General features: G+C 35.0%; 18 protein-coding genes and 1 other annotated feature. Of the genes, 10 read left to right on the plus strand and 8 right to left on the minus strand.

Going from position 1 to position 17,036, the window contains the following annotated elements; genetic code table 11:
• The first annotated feature begins 40 nt into the window (after positions 1–40).
• On the plus strand, positions 41–1,294 hold the full coding sequence (locus C568_RS0106035; protein WP_006094211.1) for an ATP-binding protein: 1,254 nt from the start codon (positions 41–43) through the stop codon (positions 1,292–1,294).
• Positions 1,295–1,419: 125 nt separating this feature from the next.
• Here the strand turns inward: C568_RS0106035 and C568_RS36060 are convergent, their stop codons facing one another.
• On the minus strand, positions 1,420–1,548 hold the full coding sequence (locus C568_RS36060) for a hypothetical protein (RefSeq protein WP_006094209.1): 129 nt from the start codon (positions 1,546–1,548) through the stop codon (positions 1,420–1,422).
• 146 nt (positions 1,549–1,694) lie between these two features.
• Here C568_RS36060 and C568_RS0106045 point away from each other — a divergent pair, with 146 nt between their 5' ends.
• Entirely contained in the window at positions 1,695–2,132 is a 438-nt protein-coding gene (locus tag C568_RS0106045; RefSeq protein WP_018764239.1) for a hypothetical protein, read from the plus strand.
• A gap of 70 nt (positions 2,133–2,202) precedes the next feature.
• Here the strand turns inward: C568_RS0106045 and C568_RS0106050 are convergent, their stop codons facing one another.
• On the minus strand, positions 2,203–4,242 hold the full coding sequence (locus C568_RS0106050; RefSeq protein ID WP_029426973.1) for a transglycosylase domain-containing protein: 2,040 nt from the start codon (positions 4,240–4,242) through the stop codon (positions 2,203–2,205).
• 312 nt (positions 4,243–4,554) lie between these two features.
• Here C568_RS0106050 and C568_RS0106055 point away from each other — a divergent pair, with 312 nt between their 5' ends.
• From C568_RS0106055 to C568_RS0106065, 3 genes are all read left to right on the plus strand, one after another.
• A complete protein-coding gene (locus C568_RS0106055; RefSeq protein WP_000231447.1) occupies positions 4,555–5,175 on the plus strand; it encodes a DUF47 domain-containing protein in 621 nt (206 codons plus the stop codon).
• An 11-nt stretch (positions 5,176–5,186) separates the two neighbouring features.
• Positions 5,187–6,185, plus strand: coding sequence for an inorganic phosphate transporter (locus C568_RS0106060; protein ID WP_006094199.1), 999 nt, complete (start codon positions 5,187–5,189; stop codon positions 6,183–6,185).
• Positions 6,186–6,302: 117 nt separating this feature from the next.
• On the plus strand, positions 6,303–7,103 hold the full coding sequence (locus C568_RS0106065) for a sulfite exporter TauE/SafE family protein (RefSeq protein WP_018764237.1): 801 nt from the start codon (positions 6,303–6,305) through the stop codon (positions 7,101–7,103).
• Between the two features lie 292 nt (positions 7,104–7,395).
• On the opposite strand, the gene C568_RS0106070 is transcribed toward C568_RS0106065, so the two are convergent.
• The gene (locus tag C568_RS0106070) at positions 7,396–7,620 is read right to left on the minus strand and encodes a hypothetical protein (protein WP_018781003.1); all 225 of its coding nucleotides are present in this window, start codon (positions 7,618–7,620) and stop codon (positions 7,396–7,398) included.
• A gap of 373 nt (positions 7,621–7,993) precedes the next feature.
• Between C568_RS0106070 and C568_RS0106075 the strand changes: the two genes are divergently transcribed.
• Positions 7,994–8,506: a Crp/Fnr family transcriptional regulator gene (locus tag C568_RS0106075; RefSeq protein ID WP_018781004.1), complete on the plus strand. Its 513-nt coding sequence runs from the start codon at positions 7,994–7,996 to the stop codon at positions 8,504–8,506.
• Between the two features lie 21 nt (positions 8,507–8,527).
• Here the strand turns inward: C568_RS0106075 and hmpA are convergent, their stop codons facing one another.
• Positions 8,528–9,736 carry an NO-inducible flavohemoprotein gene (gene hmpA, locus C568_RS0106080; protein WP_018781005.1) on the minus strand — a complete coding sequence of 403 codons (1,209 nt, stop codon included), beginning with the start codon at positions 9,734–9,736 and terminating at the stop codon, positions 8,528–8,530.
• 308 nt (positions 9,737–10,044) lie between these two features.
• Between hmpA and C568_RS0106085 the strand changes: the two genes are divergently transcribed.
• Complete coding sequence (locus C568_RS0106085; protein WP_016131282.1) at positions 10,045–10,242, plus strand: hypothetical protein; 198 nt, start codon at positions 10,045–10,047, stop codon at positions 10,240–10,242.
• A gap of 53 nt (positions 10,243–10,295) precedes the next feature.
• Here C568_RS0106085 and C568_RS0106090 read toward each other — a convergent pair whose 3' ends face one another.
• Positions 10,296–11,132: a hypothetical protein gene (locus C568_RS0106090; protein WP_006094191.1), complete on the minus strand. Its 837-nt coding sequence runs from the start codon at positions 11,130–11,132 to the stop codon at positions 10,296–10,298.
• A 126-nt stretch (positions 11,133–11,258) separates the two neighbouring features.
• Here C568_RS0106090 and C568_RS0106095 point away from each other — a divergent pair, with 126 nt between their 5' ends.
• The gene (locus tag C568_RS0106095) at positions 11,259–12,035 is read left to right on the plus strand and encodes a class I SAM-dependent methyltransferase (RefSeq protein ID WP_018781007.1); all 777 of its coding nucleotides are present in this window, start codon (positions 11,259–11,261) and stop codon (positions 12,033–12,035) included.
• Positions 12,036–12,070: 35 nt separating this feature from the next.
• Here C568_RS0106095 and C568_RS0106100 read toward each other — a convergent pair whose 3' ends face one another.
• Positions 12,071–12,280: a hypothetical protein gene (locus C568_RS0106100; protein ID WP_016114037.1), complete on the minus strand. Its 210-nt coding sequence runs from the start codon at positions 12,278–12,280 to the stop codon at positions 12,071–12,073.
• A 306-nt stretch (positions 12,281–12,586) separates the two neighbouring features.
• Here C568_RS0106100 and C568_RS0106105 point away from each other — a divergent pair, with 306 nt between their 5' ends.
• Together C568_RS0106105 and brnQ3 are read left to right on the plus strand one after the other, a co-directional pair.
• Positions 12,587–14,125 carry a bifunctional metallophosphatase/5'-nucleotidase gene (locus tag C568_RS0106105; protein ID WP_018764232.1) on the plus strand — a complete coding sequence of 513 codons (1,539 nt, stop codon included), beginning with the start codon at positions 12,587–12,589 and terminating at the stop codon, positions 14,123–14,125.
• A gap of 43 nt (positions 14,126–14,168) precedes the next feature.
• Positions 14,169–14,429: a binding site (T-box leader), on the plus strand.
• Positions 14,430–14,486: 57 nt separating this feature from the next.
• Entirely contained in the window at positions 14,487–15,842 is a 1,356-nt protein-coding gene (brnQ3, locus tag C568_RS0106110; protein WP_006094185.1) for a branched-chain amino acid transport system II carrier protein BrnQ3, read from the plus strand.
• Between the two features lie 27 nt (positions 15,843–15,869).
• Here the strand turns inward: brnQ3 and C568_RS0106115 are convergent, their stop codons facing one another.
• Positions 15,870–16,133: a DUF3992 domain-containing protein gene (locus C568_RS0106115; protein ID WP_003196240.1), complete on the minus strand. Its 264-nt coding sequence runs from the start codon at positions 16,131–16,133 to the stop codon at positions 15,870–15,872.
• A gap of 270 nt (positions 16,134–16,403) precedes the next feature.
• A complete protein-coding gene (locus C568_RS0106120; protein ID WP_003196238.1) occupies positions 16,404–17,036 on the minus strand; it encodes a response regulator in 633 nt (210 codons plus the stop codon).

A 17,036-nucleotide genomic window follows, 5' to 3' on the forward strand; every position in this document is an offset into this window, starting at 1 on the left:
ACTAGATGGAAGAATTTTTAAATTGAGGAGTTATTTATTTATGATTCAAGAGGATACTACTTTATCTCATGAAAAGCAAATAAAAGAATTAGAAAGAAAAGTACAGTTTTATGAGCAGTTGGTGAATCAACTACCACATCATTTTACATATAAAAACTCACAACTAGGTTTACAGTTACATAAAAAAGGGACTTCTCATTCCATCAATCGCATACCAAAGCAAGAGAGAGAATCAAACCTTGTACTAACTTGCGATTCCTTATTTCTATTTGAGCAACTTGAAAAGCACTTTGTTCATATTTTTGATGCATTTTCGCATCATGTCACCTTTATTGACAATAAAGGCATCATTACATTATGTAATCAATCTGCAGTAGATGATTTGGGAATATCACGGAGCGATATCATCGGCAAACCGATTCAACAGTTATTAAACCTACCTGAAGAAAAAATTAAGGCATTAGAAACATTAAGAAGCGGAAAAGAAATTTATAACGAAGAAGTGTTAGATACAAATTATGGAATTTCTAATAACCGAATTATTCGTGACTATAATGGAGAGATCTTCCGTGTGATTAGTGTCTTTCATTATTTAAATACCGAACGTGATGCTGAAAAACTTGCATTAGCGGGTCGAATTGCAGCTGGAATTGCACATGAAGTTCGTAATCCACTTACAACAGTACGCGGTTATTTACAATTTTTACAAGAAAGTGTTTCACCTTCTAATAAAGAGCTTTTTCAAAATTTACTCATTCCTGAATTAGATCGTGCCAATAGTATCATCACGAAATTTTTATCTATTTCAAAAGCACACGAATTTAAAAGAGAACCATTTCCCATCAATACTTTTTTACGTGAATATATCCAACAGCTACTAGCTAGTGAAGTATTTTTGCATAACATTTCTATTGAATATAATTTATCCTCCGATTTAGAAGACATATTAGTGAATATTGATCGACATGAGCTCGTTCAAGTTTTCCTAAACTTATTTCAAAATGCTGTGGATGCAAAAAGCGATAAACCTTTGTCCATTCAAATCACTAGTCATCGTTTGGATAATTTTGCTCGCATTACTTTCCAAGACAATGGAACTGGTATTCCTCCAGCGATTCAAGACTATATATTTGATCCATTCTTCTCTACAAAAGATGCAGGAACTGGACTCGGATTATCAGTAACAAGAAAAATCATTCAAAATCACAATGGAACTTTAAAAGTTTCTAGTAATGAAAACGGAACAACATTTATCATCTCAATTCCATTAGCACAAAAAGGGGCTGGCTTATAGCATCTCCCTAAAAATAATCAGTGGGGATGAAGCCCCACTGATATAATCAAATAAATATATTCAAAATATGCGATTTGTAAACTTTCAGCACACGTCATTAGCTCTCCGCCAATCCATTCCCCTAATCAATATGTATTATCTATTCCTCTTTCATGAGAAATGCCACAAAGCTTAATTCGTTCGATGTCTATTCCTGTTTCTTTTTTCACTTTTCTAACTGCTGTCTCTTCCTCCATTCCAAATCTAACATACATACACAATAAGGAATAACTAGATGCTATTCATCTCATCTTAAATATTTGATTTCCTTCTTTACGTTTCTTTACTTCAAATTTACTCTAGCTTAACGCTTATTTTGTATGATAGGTAAAGAAGACAATGATATGAAAGAGGGATGAAAATGAACGTCTTATTGTCAATACGCTTTTGGATTTCCCTTATGTCATGTATATTTTTATGCTCAGCATTCTTTTTAACTTTAGAATATACGGCTACATCAAAAGCAGCAGAAAACAGCAATATAGCTCCATATGAGCTACTATATGCAAAACAAAATACAGTCCCTCTATCTTCTTCCTCATCTAAAGAAAAAAAAGTTATCAAAGGAATGATTATTACAAAAGCTGCTTCCCATCATGACCTGAATCAGATTGCTAAAAAAATTAAAGAACAATATAAAAATCAGAAAATCGATGAAATTACATTATCCATTCACAATAAAAATATTGGAAAATACGAAGAAGACCTACCTTATGAGCCAATTAGCAAAGGAACAATTTCCATTATTTACACTTCACAATCCCATTCCAACGTAATCATTCGTCTCAATGAACAATAATACACCTGCTAAAAATTTTTTTCCCTTCATAAAAAAAGAGACGAATATAATCATTCGCCTCTTTTTATTTTTACAAAAATGGAATCCACTCTTTTACTTTATCAATCCATTCTTTTTGTTGTTCTCTTCTCTGTTTTTCTTCTTCTTGACGCTTTTTCTCTTCTTCTTTTCTTCTCTTTTCTTCTTCAATTGTCTTTAATTGTTTCGAATAGTCAGCCTCTGATATAAGTGATAATTGAAATGCTTTTTGACTAGGGTTTTCATCAGCTTTTTTCATAATATCTCGAAACATTGTCGTTGTAATTTGACTACCACCTGGCACATAATGCTCACTGTCTGTTTTATCATATCCTATCCAAATAGCTCCCACTAAATCCGGTGTATAGCCAACAAACCAAGAATCTTTCGCTCCGCTGCTTGGACCATCCACAAGCTGAGTGGTTCCCGTTTTTCCAGCAGTATCAATATTTTTCACCTTTGCTTTTTCACCCGTTCCTTTTTCAACAACACCCTTTAATAAGTACGTCATTTTTTGAGCAACTTTCTCACTCGTTACACGGGTTTCTTTTTTATACCATTTCCCAACTGTTTCTCCCTCAGCATTCTGTATTTCCCGGATTGCATGCCCTTCAACTTGTACACCATCGTTAGCAAAAGTAGCATAAGCTTGAGCCATTACAAACGGAGAAGTTCCAGTATGCATTCCCCCTAAAGCAATAGGAAGAGTACGGTCTTCTGCTTGTAGTGGGATACCAAAACGCTCTAATGACTTCAAACCTTTTTCCAATCCAATTTGTTCTAACAACCAAACAGCTGGTACATTATAGGACTTAGCAATCGCTTCATACATTGTAACATCACCATGAAAAGCATGATCACTATTTTGGGGCGCATAATCTTTTATATTAAGCGGCTCATCTTTTAAAACATCATACACTTCATATCCTTGTTCTAATGCTGGTACATATACGGCAAAAGGTTTTAGGGTTGAACCAGGTTGCCTTTTTAATTGCGTTGCATGGTTAAATTGCAAAAATTGATACGTCCCCCTCCCGCCGACTAGTGCGGGTACACCACCAGTTTTCGGGTCCATCAAAACAACGCCCGTTTGCATAAGCTGATCAGCGTTACTCCCTTGGAAATAATTATCATTATTCACAACATCTTCTACTGCTTGTTGTTTTTTCGGATCAAGTTCTGTATAAATACGATATCCACCAGCTAAAATTTCATTTTGCGTCAATTCATATTTCTCCATTGCCTCACGTACAATATAATCCACATACTGCGAATATTTTCCTTTATACTTATCATCAACACCTCGTCGTAATGCAAGGCCTGTCTCTTGCTCTTTCTTGTATTGATTTTCTGTAATATACCCTTGCTCTTTCATTAGTGCTAAAACAACATTCCGTCTTTCAATTGACTTATTAAAATTTTTATATGGTGAATAGGTTGATGGTGCCTTAATTAATCCTGCTATTGTCGCAGCTTCTGCTATTGTTAAATCTTTTACTTCTTTATCGAAATATGATTTCGCTGCTTTTTTTATCCCCCAAGCTCCTTCACCAAAATAAATTTGATTCATATACATTTCAATAATTTCATCTTTTGTATACGTACGCTCTATCTTCTTCGTCAAAAAATACTCTTTAAACTTCCGTGAAAATGTACGTTCTTGTGTTAAAAATACATTTTTCGCAAGCTGTTGTGTAATTGTACTGCCACCAGCAACTACTTCTCCCGCCGTAATATTTTTTAATAGGGCACTCATAATCCCACTATAGTCAATACCATGATGGCTAAAAAACTCTTTGTCCTCTACTGCTACAACCGCTTGAATCATAATATCGGGAATATCTTTTCTTTTAATACCTTCCGCCTTGGAAGAAGATAGCTTTGCTGCCACTTCTTTATTTGTATCATAAATAAGTGTTGGCTGCGGAACAGCCTGTTTTAATGCAGATATGTCTTGAATGGAGATCATTATATTTACCGCAATAAATAGGGTAACGAAAAAACCGCCAAAAATTAATAATATATTGCGCAATTTCTTCCTCTTGTTGAACCACTCAAGCATTTTCTTGAAATGAGTGTTGTTCAATTTCATTTATTCACTTCCTTCATTTATTTACACTTTCATCAGGAAAAGGAAGAAACTCCCTCCTTTTGAATTTATTATAATAACGTAATAGTTCTTCAAGTGTAAAGTATTTCTTTCTCATTCATACTTTTTGCAAGAAAAGGACATTCTACAAGTAAGATATTCATTAGTCGTTATTAATATTATTAATGCATCAATATGTATTATGTTAAGTTTTTGTAAACTTTTCGATAAAATGTTTTAAAAACCGACAGTTTTTTGTTAGAATTGACTAGCCAATATATTTTACATATATTACTTTTCGTGGGGGTAACAATAATGGTATTTAAATCTAAAAAAGATAAATTTTCTGAAATGTTAATGAATGTTTCTGAAAATTTAAAAGAAGGCGCGCAATTTTTCGTGGAGTATAAAATTAAAAATGCTAGCGATTTAAAAGAATTTTCTATGCGCATGAAAGAATATGAGTCAAAAGGTGATTCATTTATTCATGAAATCATTATGGAGCTAAACAAAGCGTTTATTACTCCTATTGAACGTGAAGACATCCTGCAACTTGCAATGAGCATGGATGATGTACTAGACGGATTAGACCACAGTGCAGGTTTATTCGAAATGTATTCTATTACAGAGGCAGATGAATACATGATTAAATTTGTGGAGGCAATTAATCAATGTGCGATTGAAATTGCAAATTCCGTTGAACTTATGTCGAATAAGAAATTAGTGGACATTCGCACAAATGCAATTAAAATTAAGGATTACGAATCACAGTGTGATGATATTCGTCGTCACGCCATTAAACATTTATTCTCTCGTGAAAAAGATCCGATCAAGATCATTCAATTCAAAGAGATTTATGAAGAGCTAGAAGAAGTTGCTGATAGCTGTCAAAGCGTTGCAAACGTATTAGAAACAATTATTATGAAGAACGCGTAAGGAGTTTGATCATGGATACAGTCTTGATTTTAACTGTTTTAATAGTCATTTGTGCTTTAGCTTTCGACTTTATTAATGGATTCCATGACACAGCGAACGCCATTGCGACAGCTGTTTCTACCAAAGCTTTGAAGCCACGACAAGCCATTATCATGGCAGCTATTATGAACTTTTTAGGTGCAATGACATTTACAGGTGTAGCAAAAACAATTACAAAAGACATTGTTGATCCTTTTGCTTTAGAACATGGATCATATGTTATTTTAGCCGCTCTGCTTGCTGCAATTGTTTGGAACTTAATTACTTGGTACTATGGAATCCCAAGTAGTTCTTCGCATGCAATTATTGGTGCAATCGCAGGTGCTGCAATTGCTGCTGCTGGTCTAAGTGCAATTAATTTCAAAGGATTTATTAAAATTATTGAAGCTTTAATTATTTCACCAATCGTTGCATTTGTTATTGGTTTTATCGTGTATAGTATTTTTAAAGTTGTCTTTAAAAACTTTAATTTAACGAAAACGAATCAAAACTTCCGTTTATTCCAAGTGTTTACCGCAGCACTACAAGCTTATACACATGGTACAAACGATGCTCAAAAAGCAATGGGTATTATTACAATGGCATTAATGACAAATGGCCTTCATAATTCTGGAGATATTCCTTTATGGGTTCAATTCTCATGTGCTCTTGCAATGGGTCTTGGTACTTCTGTCGGTGGATGGAAAATTATTAAAACTGTTGGGGGACAAATTATGAAAATTCGTCCTGTAAACGGTGTAGCTGCTGATTTATCATCATCTCTTGTCATTTTCGGAGCAACATTTATTCATTTACCAGTTAGTACAACGCACGTTATCTCTTCTTCTATTTTAGGGGTAGGTGCTTCACATCGTGTAAAAGGTGTAAAATGGGGAACTGCAAAGCGCATGTTAATTACCTGGGTGATTACACTTCCAATTTCAGCTTCATTAGCTGCTCTATTCTATTATCTATTACATTTAATTTTCTAATCAAAAGTCGTCTTCCTTATTTTTCTAGGAAGACGACTTTTTTGTGAACAATCTTATTTCTTTTCAAAAAGTGTGTATAATGAATGTTGGATTAGTTATACAGAGGAGTTGGCAATTTTGGAATATATCATGTTACTTTTCATTGGATTAATCGCAGGAACAGTCGGAAGCCTAGTAGGACTTGGCGGAGGAATTATCATCGTCCCTTTACTAATTGGACTGCATAGTTTATCACCACAACTCGCAGTTGGAACATCAATTGTGACCGTAGTTTTCACTGGTCTCTCCTCTACTCTTACTTATATGAAACATAAGCGAGTAGATTATAAAAGTGGACTTATTTTATTTATAGGGAGCGGTCCTGGAGGGATTATTGGATCGTGGGCAAACAAATTTTTGAATCAGGATTCTTTCTCTTTATATTTTGGAATTTTCCTTATTTTTGTATCTATCCTTCTTTTGTTACGTGATAAATTGAAACCTCTTTCCCTCTCAAATGCAACTGTTATTAAACGATCTTTCACGGATTCTGAAGGTAAAACCGTTTATTATCAATTCCCACCGTTTCTTTCGATTATTATCGCATTTGTAGTTGGTTTCATATCTGGATTATTTGGAATTGGTGGCGGTGTATTGCTCGTTCCAGCAATGATGCTTCTTTTTGCATTCCCTGCACAAATTGCTGTTGCAACTTCAATGTTTATTGTCTTTTTATCAGCAATTGTAAGTTCTTTGACTCATATTTCTCTTGGCAATGTAAGCTGGATTTATGCATTGATTCTTATTCCAGGCGCTTGGATTGGCGGAAAAATCGGAGCTTACATTAATACAAAATTAAGCGGTAATGCGATTATCAATTTATTGCGTATCACATTAATTATTCTTGGAACCAAACTGATTATCAGTTCTTTCCTCTAACGCGTTCTTTTTAGAATGCGTTTTTTCATACGCAGGAATACAAAAACATCCCTAAAATAAAACATAATACTGTACACACACACAACAACATCAAATTTGAAACATGTAATTTGTCCATGGTGATCACACTCCTATAGCTGGGCTGTTACCCCTATGATAGCGAAAAAAAAGACACTTTGCCTTTACAATATGCTAACAATGCAAAATCAATTATTACAAACTTTATCTATTTATTACATAAATTCGTATAATCAATCGATTCAACAAAAAAAAGATGTCATATTGACATCTTTTAGTGAAGGAGTGACCACCCCATAAAATCTTCATGGACTTGACGTGCTCGTTTATCATTTCTATCATACAATTCAGCGTAGCTATCCGTTTCTTCGTCATAAGCCATTGTATAAATAATTTGACTATCTATTTCAACTGATAGAACGACTCCACCTTTCATCTCTTCCACATGTATGACAGCATTAGCTGGAATTTTCATATCAGTCATTTTCGCATCTAACAATATACTAAACCCCCTACAGCGTATTCATTGCTAGTACTATTACACACTAAATAGTATACTACTGTAATAGCATACGTTTCGTCAATAAAATTGCTGTTTATAACAATATAAATACAAATTGAAAAACTGACATAAAACCTTTCTTTGTAAGTGAGAGAGATCATCCGACTATGCATAGAAGCAATCAGCCCCTCTTCTTGCCCCATACCAAGTGAAAGCAAAGAGAAAAACGAGTGCAGTCACATTTTGTTCTTCATAGCAACGATTTATATATTGGAAAATCAAAATGGATATATACATCACCTTTTGTATTTAAATTTATATGTATATCACTTACAATAAACTAATAGAACTAAATAATGGGGTGCTAACATTGATTCTACATAAAGGGGATATACTATTTCGTCAAGGTGAAGAAGGACCTTTATATTTTATTAAAACTGGTCTATTAAAGGTCGTTCGGTTACAAGAAGACGGAACGCCATTTTTATTTAATATTATCGTTCCTGGTGAGACAATTCCTCACCATTCTTTAATTTCACCGAAAGAATATCATGGTACAGCCATCGCTTTAATTAAGACAGAGGTCCAGCCCATTGTATGTAATACATGGTACGAAAAACTACAGGAGAATCCAGAATTATATGCTGACATCGCCATGCAACTACAAACGAAATTGCGAATGATGCAGCAACGAATCGATCAATTAACAACTGTTTCTCCAAAAGAACGTCTCCACCGTCTACAAGAGTGGTTCGCACTCTATTTAGGAGAAATTCTTATTTATGAAATATTAACACAAACAGAAATTGGACAACTTATCGGTGTACGCCGTGAAACAGTAAATCGCTTGTTACGAGAACAAACAAAAAACGAGGTAAACTAACACCTCGTTTTTTTGTTTGCCTTATGATAAGCTTGCTGCCGGTCCGAAAAATTCATAATGAATGTGTTCAGGTGAAACTCCCCATTCTACTAAAGCCGCATTAATATGCTTCATAAATGGTACCGGGCCACAGAAGTAAAATTCTGCTTCAGACGTAGGAATGATAGATTGCAGCCAATCTAAATCAATAAAACCTTCTTTATCAAAGTTTTTCATTTGTAGGTCTTGTTCTGTTGGCGAAGAGTAACAAGTGTATGCTTCTACTTGTTCATAGTCGCTCGCTACTTGCTGTACATACTCTTTCATCGCATGCACATTGCTATTTAATGCTGCGTGAATAAAGTATACCTTACGATTTGAAGCTTGCTCAATTAATGTATTTAACATACTCATCATCGGCGTAATACCAACACCGCCACTGATTAACACAACCGGTAAGTTTGAATCCATATCTAATACGAAATCTCCTGCTGGTGCACTTAATGGAAGAATATCTCCTTCTTGGATGTGATCATGTAAATAATTAGATATCTTTCCATCCGGTGTCTCTGTAGCTGTTTCTCGTTTTACACTAATACGATAATAGTCTTTGCCAGAAGCATCTGATAAGCTGTATTGACGATTATGTGTATATGTTTCACCCTCTATATTTAATTGGATCGTTACATATTGACCAGGTAAGAATGAAGATAGCTTCCCTCCATCTTCTGGTTTTAAATAAAATGATGTGATTACGTCGCTCTCTTTCTCTTTTTTTACAACGATAAAGTTACGGAAATCTTTCCATCCACCTTCTTTTTCCGCTGCCTCTTCATACATTCCTGCTTCGACACTAATAAATGCATCAGCAATTACACCATACGCTTCTCCCCAAGCATCTAACACTTCTTGTGGTGCTTCTGCAACCTCTTTAATTGCTTGTAGTAAACATTTCCCTACAATTGGATAGTGTTCAGCTTTAATTCCTAAACTTCTATGTTTATGAGCAATTTGTTTTACAACAGGAATAATAACTTCTAAATTATCAATATACGTTGCTGCTGCATACACTGCGCTTGCTAAAGCCTGTTGCTGTCTTCCTTTTTTCTGATTTGTATGGTTGAAAATATTTAATAATTCTGGATGTTCCGAGAACATAATTTGATAAAAGCGTGTCGTAATTTCAACACCTTTTTCTTGTAATAATGGTACTGTTGATTTTACAATTTCCATTGTTTTTTCACTTAACATTGTATCCCACTCCTCTATTTCCTTGTCTATTGTTATTGTAAACGAAGCCAAAATGGAAGGTTGTGATTTTAATCACTATAAACATGGTGTTTTTGTGAAAAATATATGAACGATTTAGATTTATCCCGCTATTTGTTACTAAACTAACGAATTAAATATACACCTTTATATTTTTCCAAAAAAGAAATAAGCTAACCAAAATTTTGGATAGCTTATTTCTTTTTTTGTAGAGCGTGTTCAATTATTAAAAATGACGTTTATTTCATCCAATTTTAGCCAAAACTAATAACGAAAGGAGGTAGACAAAAATGAGATTACAATCTTTCATGATTAGTGCCCTTTCTTTTTTAGCTTCGGCATTAATCTTTTATACAGTTGGCTATGTCTTACTATTAGATTTGTTACCAAAGCATCTCTTTATTATTCTTATTATTCTTTCTGCTCTTATGATTTCCTATCTTATTACACGAAAATCGTTAAATGAGCCGTCTACCAAAACAAAATAATAGAGTGAACCTTTTAGGTTCACTCTATTATCATTTCCTAGGAAAGTTTTTGACTATCTTTGCAAATTCATTTTTTCACCATACTCTTTTACAATTTGAATAATATTTTGAAACGTACCTACTTTTTCTTTTTTATGATTCAATACTTGTAAATCATAATGATCATAATAAGTTTCTAATGCTTTTAACTGGGAAGTTGATGCCCCCTCTATAGGTACAGTAAGATTCACTTCATATTGTTTATATCCTTCTCTAACTTTTTCTCCTGCAATAGTTTCACTCATTTTCTTTCCGACTACCTGTTGCATTTTTTCAGGAAAGATCAATTGAAAATAATACTCCCCTTCTTTTTCTAAAGTTTTATATAAAGAATCCGAGATTGTATAAAATACTGTGTATTTTATTTTTTTCTCATCTGTTTTAATATGAAAAGCAGTAATTTGCATGTCCTTTTTTGTCACTTCTATTAAAGCGTTCACTTTTGTATCATCATTTTGTTGCTCAGTAGCACCTGGAAGTATAGATAAAAGTTGCTCTGTATCAGATTTTGTAAGCATATACGTCTCTTTTTCATCCTGCAGCCACCCTTGGCGAGATTCCCCTCTTAGCCATGCACGATATATTTTCTTCTTTCCGTTTTTCTCAATTTGGATTTCGTACTCTGGTTCTCCAAAACCCCCTGTTATTTGTTGTTTCTCAGCTTTATTAATAATATCTACCACTTTCTTTGCTTCCTCTTGCTTTAAAACCTTTTCAAGATTTCCTTTTTGTATAATTGTTACTTGTATACTTTCCTGCATAGGATTCACCGTCTCTTCTACTTGTTTTTTCTCCTTTTTTTGTTCAACTTGACTACACGATGCTAATAAAAAAAATAGTAAGAAAAACATCCATTTTCTTTTCAACTTTTTCCCTCCTATCTAGAACAATAAGAAAAGCTTATTGTTCTTGAAAATGAAACAAAAACGTTATGTATGATGAAATAAGATATACTAAATACGAAGGGAGGTTTTCACATGTCCATTAATTTTCATGATGCTCATAATAAGTACACCTACGCCACGCGAAAAGCAGATTCCTCTTGGTGTGAAATGATTCAAAATATAATTGATGTAAGTGGTAAAAACATAATTGATATCGGCTGCGGTGGTGGTATTTATACGAAAGAACTGGCTCTTATGAGAGCTAGCAAAGTCATCGGCTTCGATTTCTCAAAAAAAATGTTGCAAGCGGCAACAGAAAATTGCGCTTCCGTCCCAAACATCTCATTTATTCATGGTGATGCCCACCATATGCCATTTGCTAATGAAACTTTTGATATTGTGGTTTCTCGTGCTGTTATCCATCATTTACAAGACATCCCGAAATTTTTACAAGAGGCCTCACGTATCTTAAAGAAAAATGGAATGCTCATTCTTCAAGATCGTACCATTGAAGATTGTACAATTCCTGGAAGCCCAGAACATATTCGTGGGTATTTCTTCTCCATCTATCCTAAACTCATTCAAATAGAGGAAAAGCGAAGACCAAAAGCAACGCACATACAACAACTAATCGCACAAAACGGCATGTATCCACTTCCCCTTCAAACAATGTGGGAAGTGCGAAAAATCCATGATTCTATTGAAACATTATTACAAGATTTATCACCACGCACAGGCCGATCCATTTTATACGAATTAACAGACAATGAACTTTCTCAATTACTCCATCACATTCACTCTAAACTAAACAATATAGCTCCGATTATTGAACAAGATCGTTGGACTATTTGGAGTGCCACAAAATTTTAAGAAAGCCTCACATAATTTTATGAGGCTTTCTCCTTTCATAACCTAATTTTGCAACATTCTTGATACCCTCCACTTCTGGCCTGTGCACTTCCACACTTTGGACATACTAAGTATCTGGATTGACTTGTCAACAAACTTCCTTTTTGAAAAAGTAACACTTCTGCTTGTTTAAATGACCGCGAATAATATAACCATATGAAACCACAAATTACTATAATTCCGAACAATACACCCATCGCAAGCATTTCCGTCACCTCTTTTTGGTTTGTTCTTTCCAGCAAGTGGATTGTAGTATTATTCTCTATTAATAAAAAAGATTCCTGCCTTCCTGTTCTAATTGTCATATTTCTCAAAAAAATTTTACATAACCTCTATACTTTTACGTACTTTTTACAAAAGATTCCCTTCCACTTCTCATACAATAAAGTGAAACGTCCATCAGTAAGGCTTTTCTTCATCCCTCACTGATTATCAACTCTCACCAATCGGGTCTTTACGGGCAGTAAGTAAAAATCCACACCCTAAAATAATTTTAATTGAGGAGTGTCAATATGAACTATTTCTTATTACTCCCTTTTCTTATCAAACTAATTTTTTCTTTTCTATCCCCTTCTTCTCCACCTACCGACGTATCCGTGCAAATTCTCGGCCTCAATGATTTCCACGGCCAATTAAATACGACTTCAGCGTTGCACGATAAAGCTGTAGGGCGTGCTGATTACATATCTGCTTACATTCAATCCTACCGCGATAAAAACCCTAACACCTTACTTGTTCATACAGGAGATATGATTGGTGGGAGTCCTCCGATTTCAGCACTTTTTCATGATGAACCAACGATGGAGTTTTTAAATAATCTTCAATTTGATGTTGGTACAATAGGAAACCATGAGTTCGATAGGGGTCCCATTGCTCTGCAACAACTAATTAATGGCGAATCCGTTACACAAACAAGTTCATTTTCAGGTAGCTCCTTTCCTTATATATCCGCAAATATTGTATACAGTGAAACGAATCAACCACTCTTCCCCCCCTATATAATTAAATGGATTGATGGGATTCCAATCGCCTTCATCGGCGTTTCTACAAACGATACTCCTTTTTTAACAATGTACAACGATATGTCTTCTATTCGTTTTTTAGATGAAGCTTCTTCGATTAATCTTTATGTGTATCAACTACAAAAGAAAGGCATTCATGCATTTGTTATTCTTGCCCACCTAGGTGGTAATACGACAGAAAGTAATACAAATGGACCTTTAGCTGATTTAGCTAATCAAATAGATCCTGATGTTGATATCATTTTTGGTGGCCATACCCACTCCTATATAAATGGAAATGTGAACGGCAAATTGCTTGTTCAAGCCTACTCATACGGAAAAGCATTTTCAAACGTCACCTTTACATTAAATCGTAAAACGAAAGATATTACGAAAAAAGCGGCAACAATTGTCCCTGTCTATCAAAATGCAATTTCTCCTGATTTACACACAAGAAACTGGATAGATTCTTACGCCTCAAAAATCCAATCTAAAGTAGAGGAACAACTCGGAATAACGGACCATGAGTTAACTCGTAATCAAAATGAACACGGCCAATCAAATTTAGGAACAGTTCTCGCAATAGCCCAGCGCCAAACTATGCAGGCGGATATTGCTTTTGTAAATCCTGGGAGCATCCGGCATAATTTAAAAAAAGGAACAATTACATGGGAAGATACCTTCCTCATACAACCATTCGGCAACAAATTAATTAAAATGTATTTGTCTGGAAAAGAAATTCGAAACGTCTTGCAAGAGCAATGGAAAGAAGAAACTCGCATGCTACAAATTTCAGGGATTCGTTATAGTTGGAAAAATAACATCGTCCAAACAATTTCATTAGATGACGGAACACCATTACGCGATGATCAAATATACTCTGTAGTAGTCAATTCTTTCTTAGCAAATGGAGGAGATAAATTTTTGACATTTAAAGAGGGCAGAAATCGCTCCGAAGGCCCGACAGATCAGGAAGCTTTTGCAAATTTTATTCGTTCTATTTCTCATATAGATACACTCCCTCAAAATTTTTTACAGAAAATCTATTGACTTTATGAAAAAAACATGTAAAAATACTGTCAGAATACTTGAACAAAATTCATTGACGAGAACGAGTACGTTATATAAAGCTGTTCCCCAGAGAGTTGGCATCTTGCTGAAAGCCAACGTACAGCTCGTAACCGAAAATCATCTCCGAGAAGTAGAACCGAAGGATGTAGTAAGTTCTTACCGGTCGTCCCCCGTTACAAGGAACACGTATCATGTTGTACGTTGCAAAGCCGCATACATATAGATGTATTTCTACGTGTATGAACTAGGGTGGTATCGCGGGTAAATATAACTCGTCCCTTTTTAAGGGGCGAGTTTTTTGTGTTCTTACGAATGAATTTTTATAAAAGGAGGAAACACAATGAACACTGTATCAAAAAAACATGTTTTTTTCACAGGTCTTATGCTATTTTCTTTATTTTTTGGAGCAGGTAATTTAATTTTCCCTCCAATGCTTGGACAAAACGCTGGTGAAAACTTCTGGCCAGCAATGCTCGGGTTTTTACTAACAGGAGTTGGCTTACCGTTATTAACTGTTATTGCAATCTCTCTTTCAGGAAATGGAATGCAACAACTTGCAAGTCATGTCCACCCTTTATTTGGAATTTTATTTACAGTAGTTGTATATATTGCAATTGGCCCTTCCATGGGAATTCCACGTGTCGCTAACGTCGCTTACGAAATGGGTGTTAGTTCTTTCTTACCAGAAACAATTCGTACTAGTAGCTTATCCTTATTTATATATACGGTCATTTTTTTCACTATCGTATTTTGGCTTAGCTTAAATCCTTCTAAACTCGTTGATCGTATCGGAAATGTGCTAACACCTATTTTACTATTCTCTATTTTCTTATTGTTTGCAAAAAGTGTTTTCACACCACTTGGAAATTCAGGTCCAGCGATGCAAGAGTATCAAACTTCTCCTATTTTCAAAGGATTTATGGAAGGATATTTAACAATGGATACAATCTCGGCACTTGCATTTGGGATTATCGTCGTGAATGCAATTCGCTCAAAAGGTGTAGAAGATCGTAAAGCTGTTGCAATTGCAACGACAAAAGCAGGACTTATTGCAGCTACAGGGCTCGTACTCGTATATGGAGCACTTGGCTGGCTAGGTGTAACTAGTGTTTCACTTGGATATGCAAAAAATGGCGGTCAATTACTAACTGTTATTGTACAACAGTTATTCGGCCCATATGGCCTTGCCTTATTAGCGGTTATCGTTACACTGGCTTGTTTAACAACATGCGTTGGACTTGTATCAGCATGTAGCCAATATTTCTCAACATTATTTACAAAATTTTCTTACAAAGGGATAGCAGGTATCATTTGTGTATTAGGACTTCTAGTAGCAAACCTAGGCTTAACAAAAATCATTGCAATCTCTGTTCCAATTTTACTAGTTGTATATCCAATTGCTATCGTACTCGTACTATTATCATTACTCCATAAGTACTTTGGTGGTTACCGTTCTGTTTATGTTGGTGCTTTAATCGGGGCTGCAGTAATAAGTATGTTTGATGGGCTAAAGCAAGGAAATGTATCTGTTACATTCATTACCTCTTACTTTGAATTCATTCCATTTTATAATGAAGGAATTGGTTGGTTATTACCAGCGATTGCTGGAGCAACAATCGGGCTTGTAGTCGCAAAATTAAAGAGCACAAAACCAATACCACTAACTGAAACTCCTTCTGAACCTAAAGTGTCTTAGTGAAAAACTCCCGATTAAGGGAGTTTTTCACACTTGGTAGGAAGTATGATTGAAACTACTTATTTTATACGCTTTCGTATAATACTCAAGGTTTGTATCAACTGTTTCTACTTTCACAACATCATAGCAATCTGTTTGTTTTACTAGAAATAAATAATATTCTTCTGTCGCTTCAATTATCGCAATACAACCTGTTTCAATATCGTATTGCACCTTAAGTGCTTGCAATGCATTCACGTAGTTTCCTAACTTTTTATTTTTACCCATTTCAAATACTGTTTGAACTAACATACACAATCTCCCCCTTTATATGTACTATTTCTAATCGAATGATAACGCTTACAAATGAATGCATCAATAACGTAAAACTTTAATCAGTGGGGTTTTCTTCATCCCCCACTGATTATTAACCCTCACCAATCGGGCTTTTACGGGCAGTTGCTCCACCCCTAGCCTCTTTGCTTTCACTGAATTTTGAGGTGGAGATCTTACTGCCCGTAAATAGCGAAATAAAGGCAACTTCCACCAATGAAACAAGTCATATACAGTGGAAGCCACATTTTATTTCGTTAATTGATGTCGAAATGCATAAATAACAGCCTGTGTACGATCGCTTACATTCAACTTGTTTAATATATTACTTACATGTGTCTTTACGGTTTTTAATGCAATAAATAACTCATCCGCAATTTCTTGATTACTCTTTCCCTCTGCAATTAATAATAAGATTTCAAACTCTCGTTCTGTTAAATCTTCATGAAGTGGCTGTTCTTTCTTTTGACGCATACGGGACATCATTTTCCCAGTAACTTTCGGCTCAAGTACTGTTTCCCCATCATAAGTCGCTCGTACTGCATCTGCGATATCGCTCGCTCTTGATGTTTTTAATAAATAGCTCGTTGCACCTGCTTCAATAACAGGATATAGTTTTTCATCGTCTAAAAAACTTGTCACGACAACTATTTTTGCTTCCGGCCATTCTTGAATAATGGCACGCGTTGCCTCAACACCATCCATTTCATCCATAACAAGATCCATTAAAATAATATCTGGCTTTAATGCTAATGCTAATTCTGAACCTTTTCTCCCATTTTCAGCTTCGCCAACCACTTCGATATCCGGCTGAGTTGATAAATACGCTGATACACCCATCCGCACCATTTCATGATCATCTACAAGCAGTACTTTAATCAT

The organism is Bacillus sp. 95MFCvi2.1, from assembly GCF_000374965.1.
In the GTDB taxonomy this organism is placed as follows: domain Bacteria; phylum Bacillota; class Bacilli; order Bacillales; family Bacillaceae_G; genus Bacillus_A; species Bacillus_A pseudomycoides.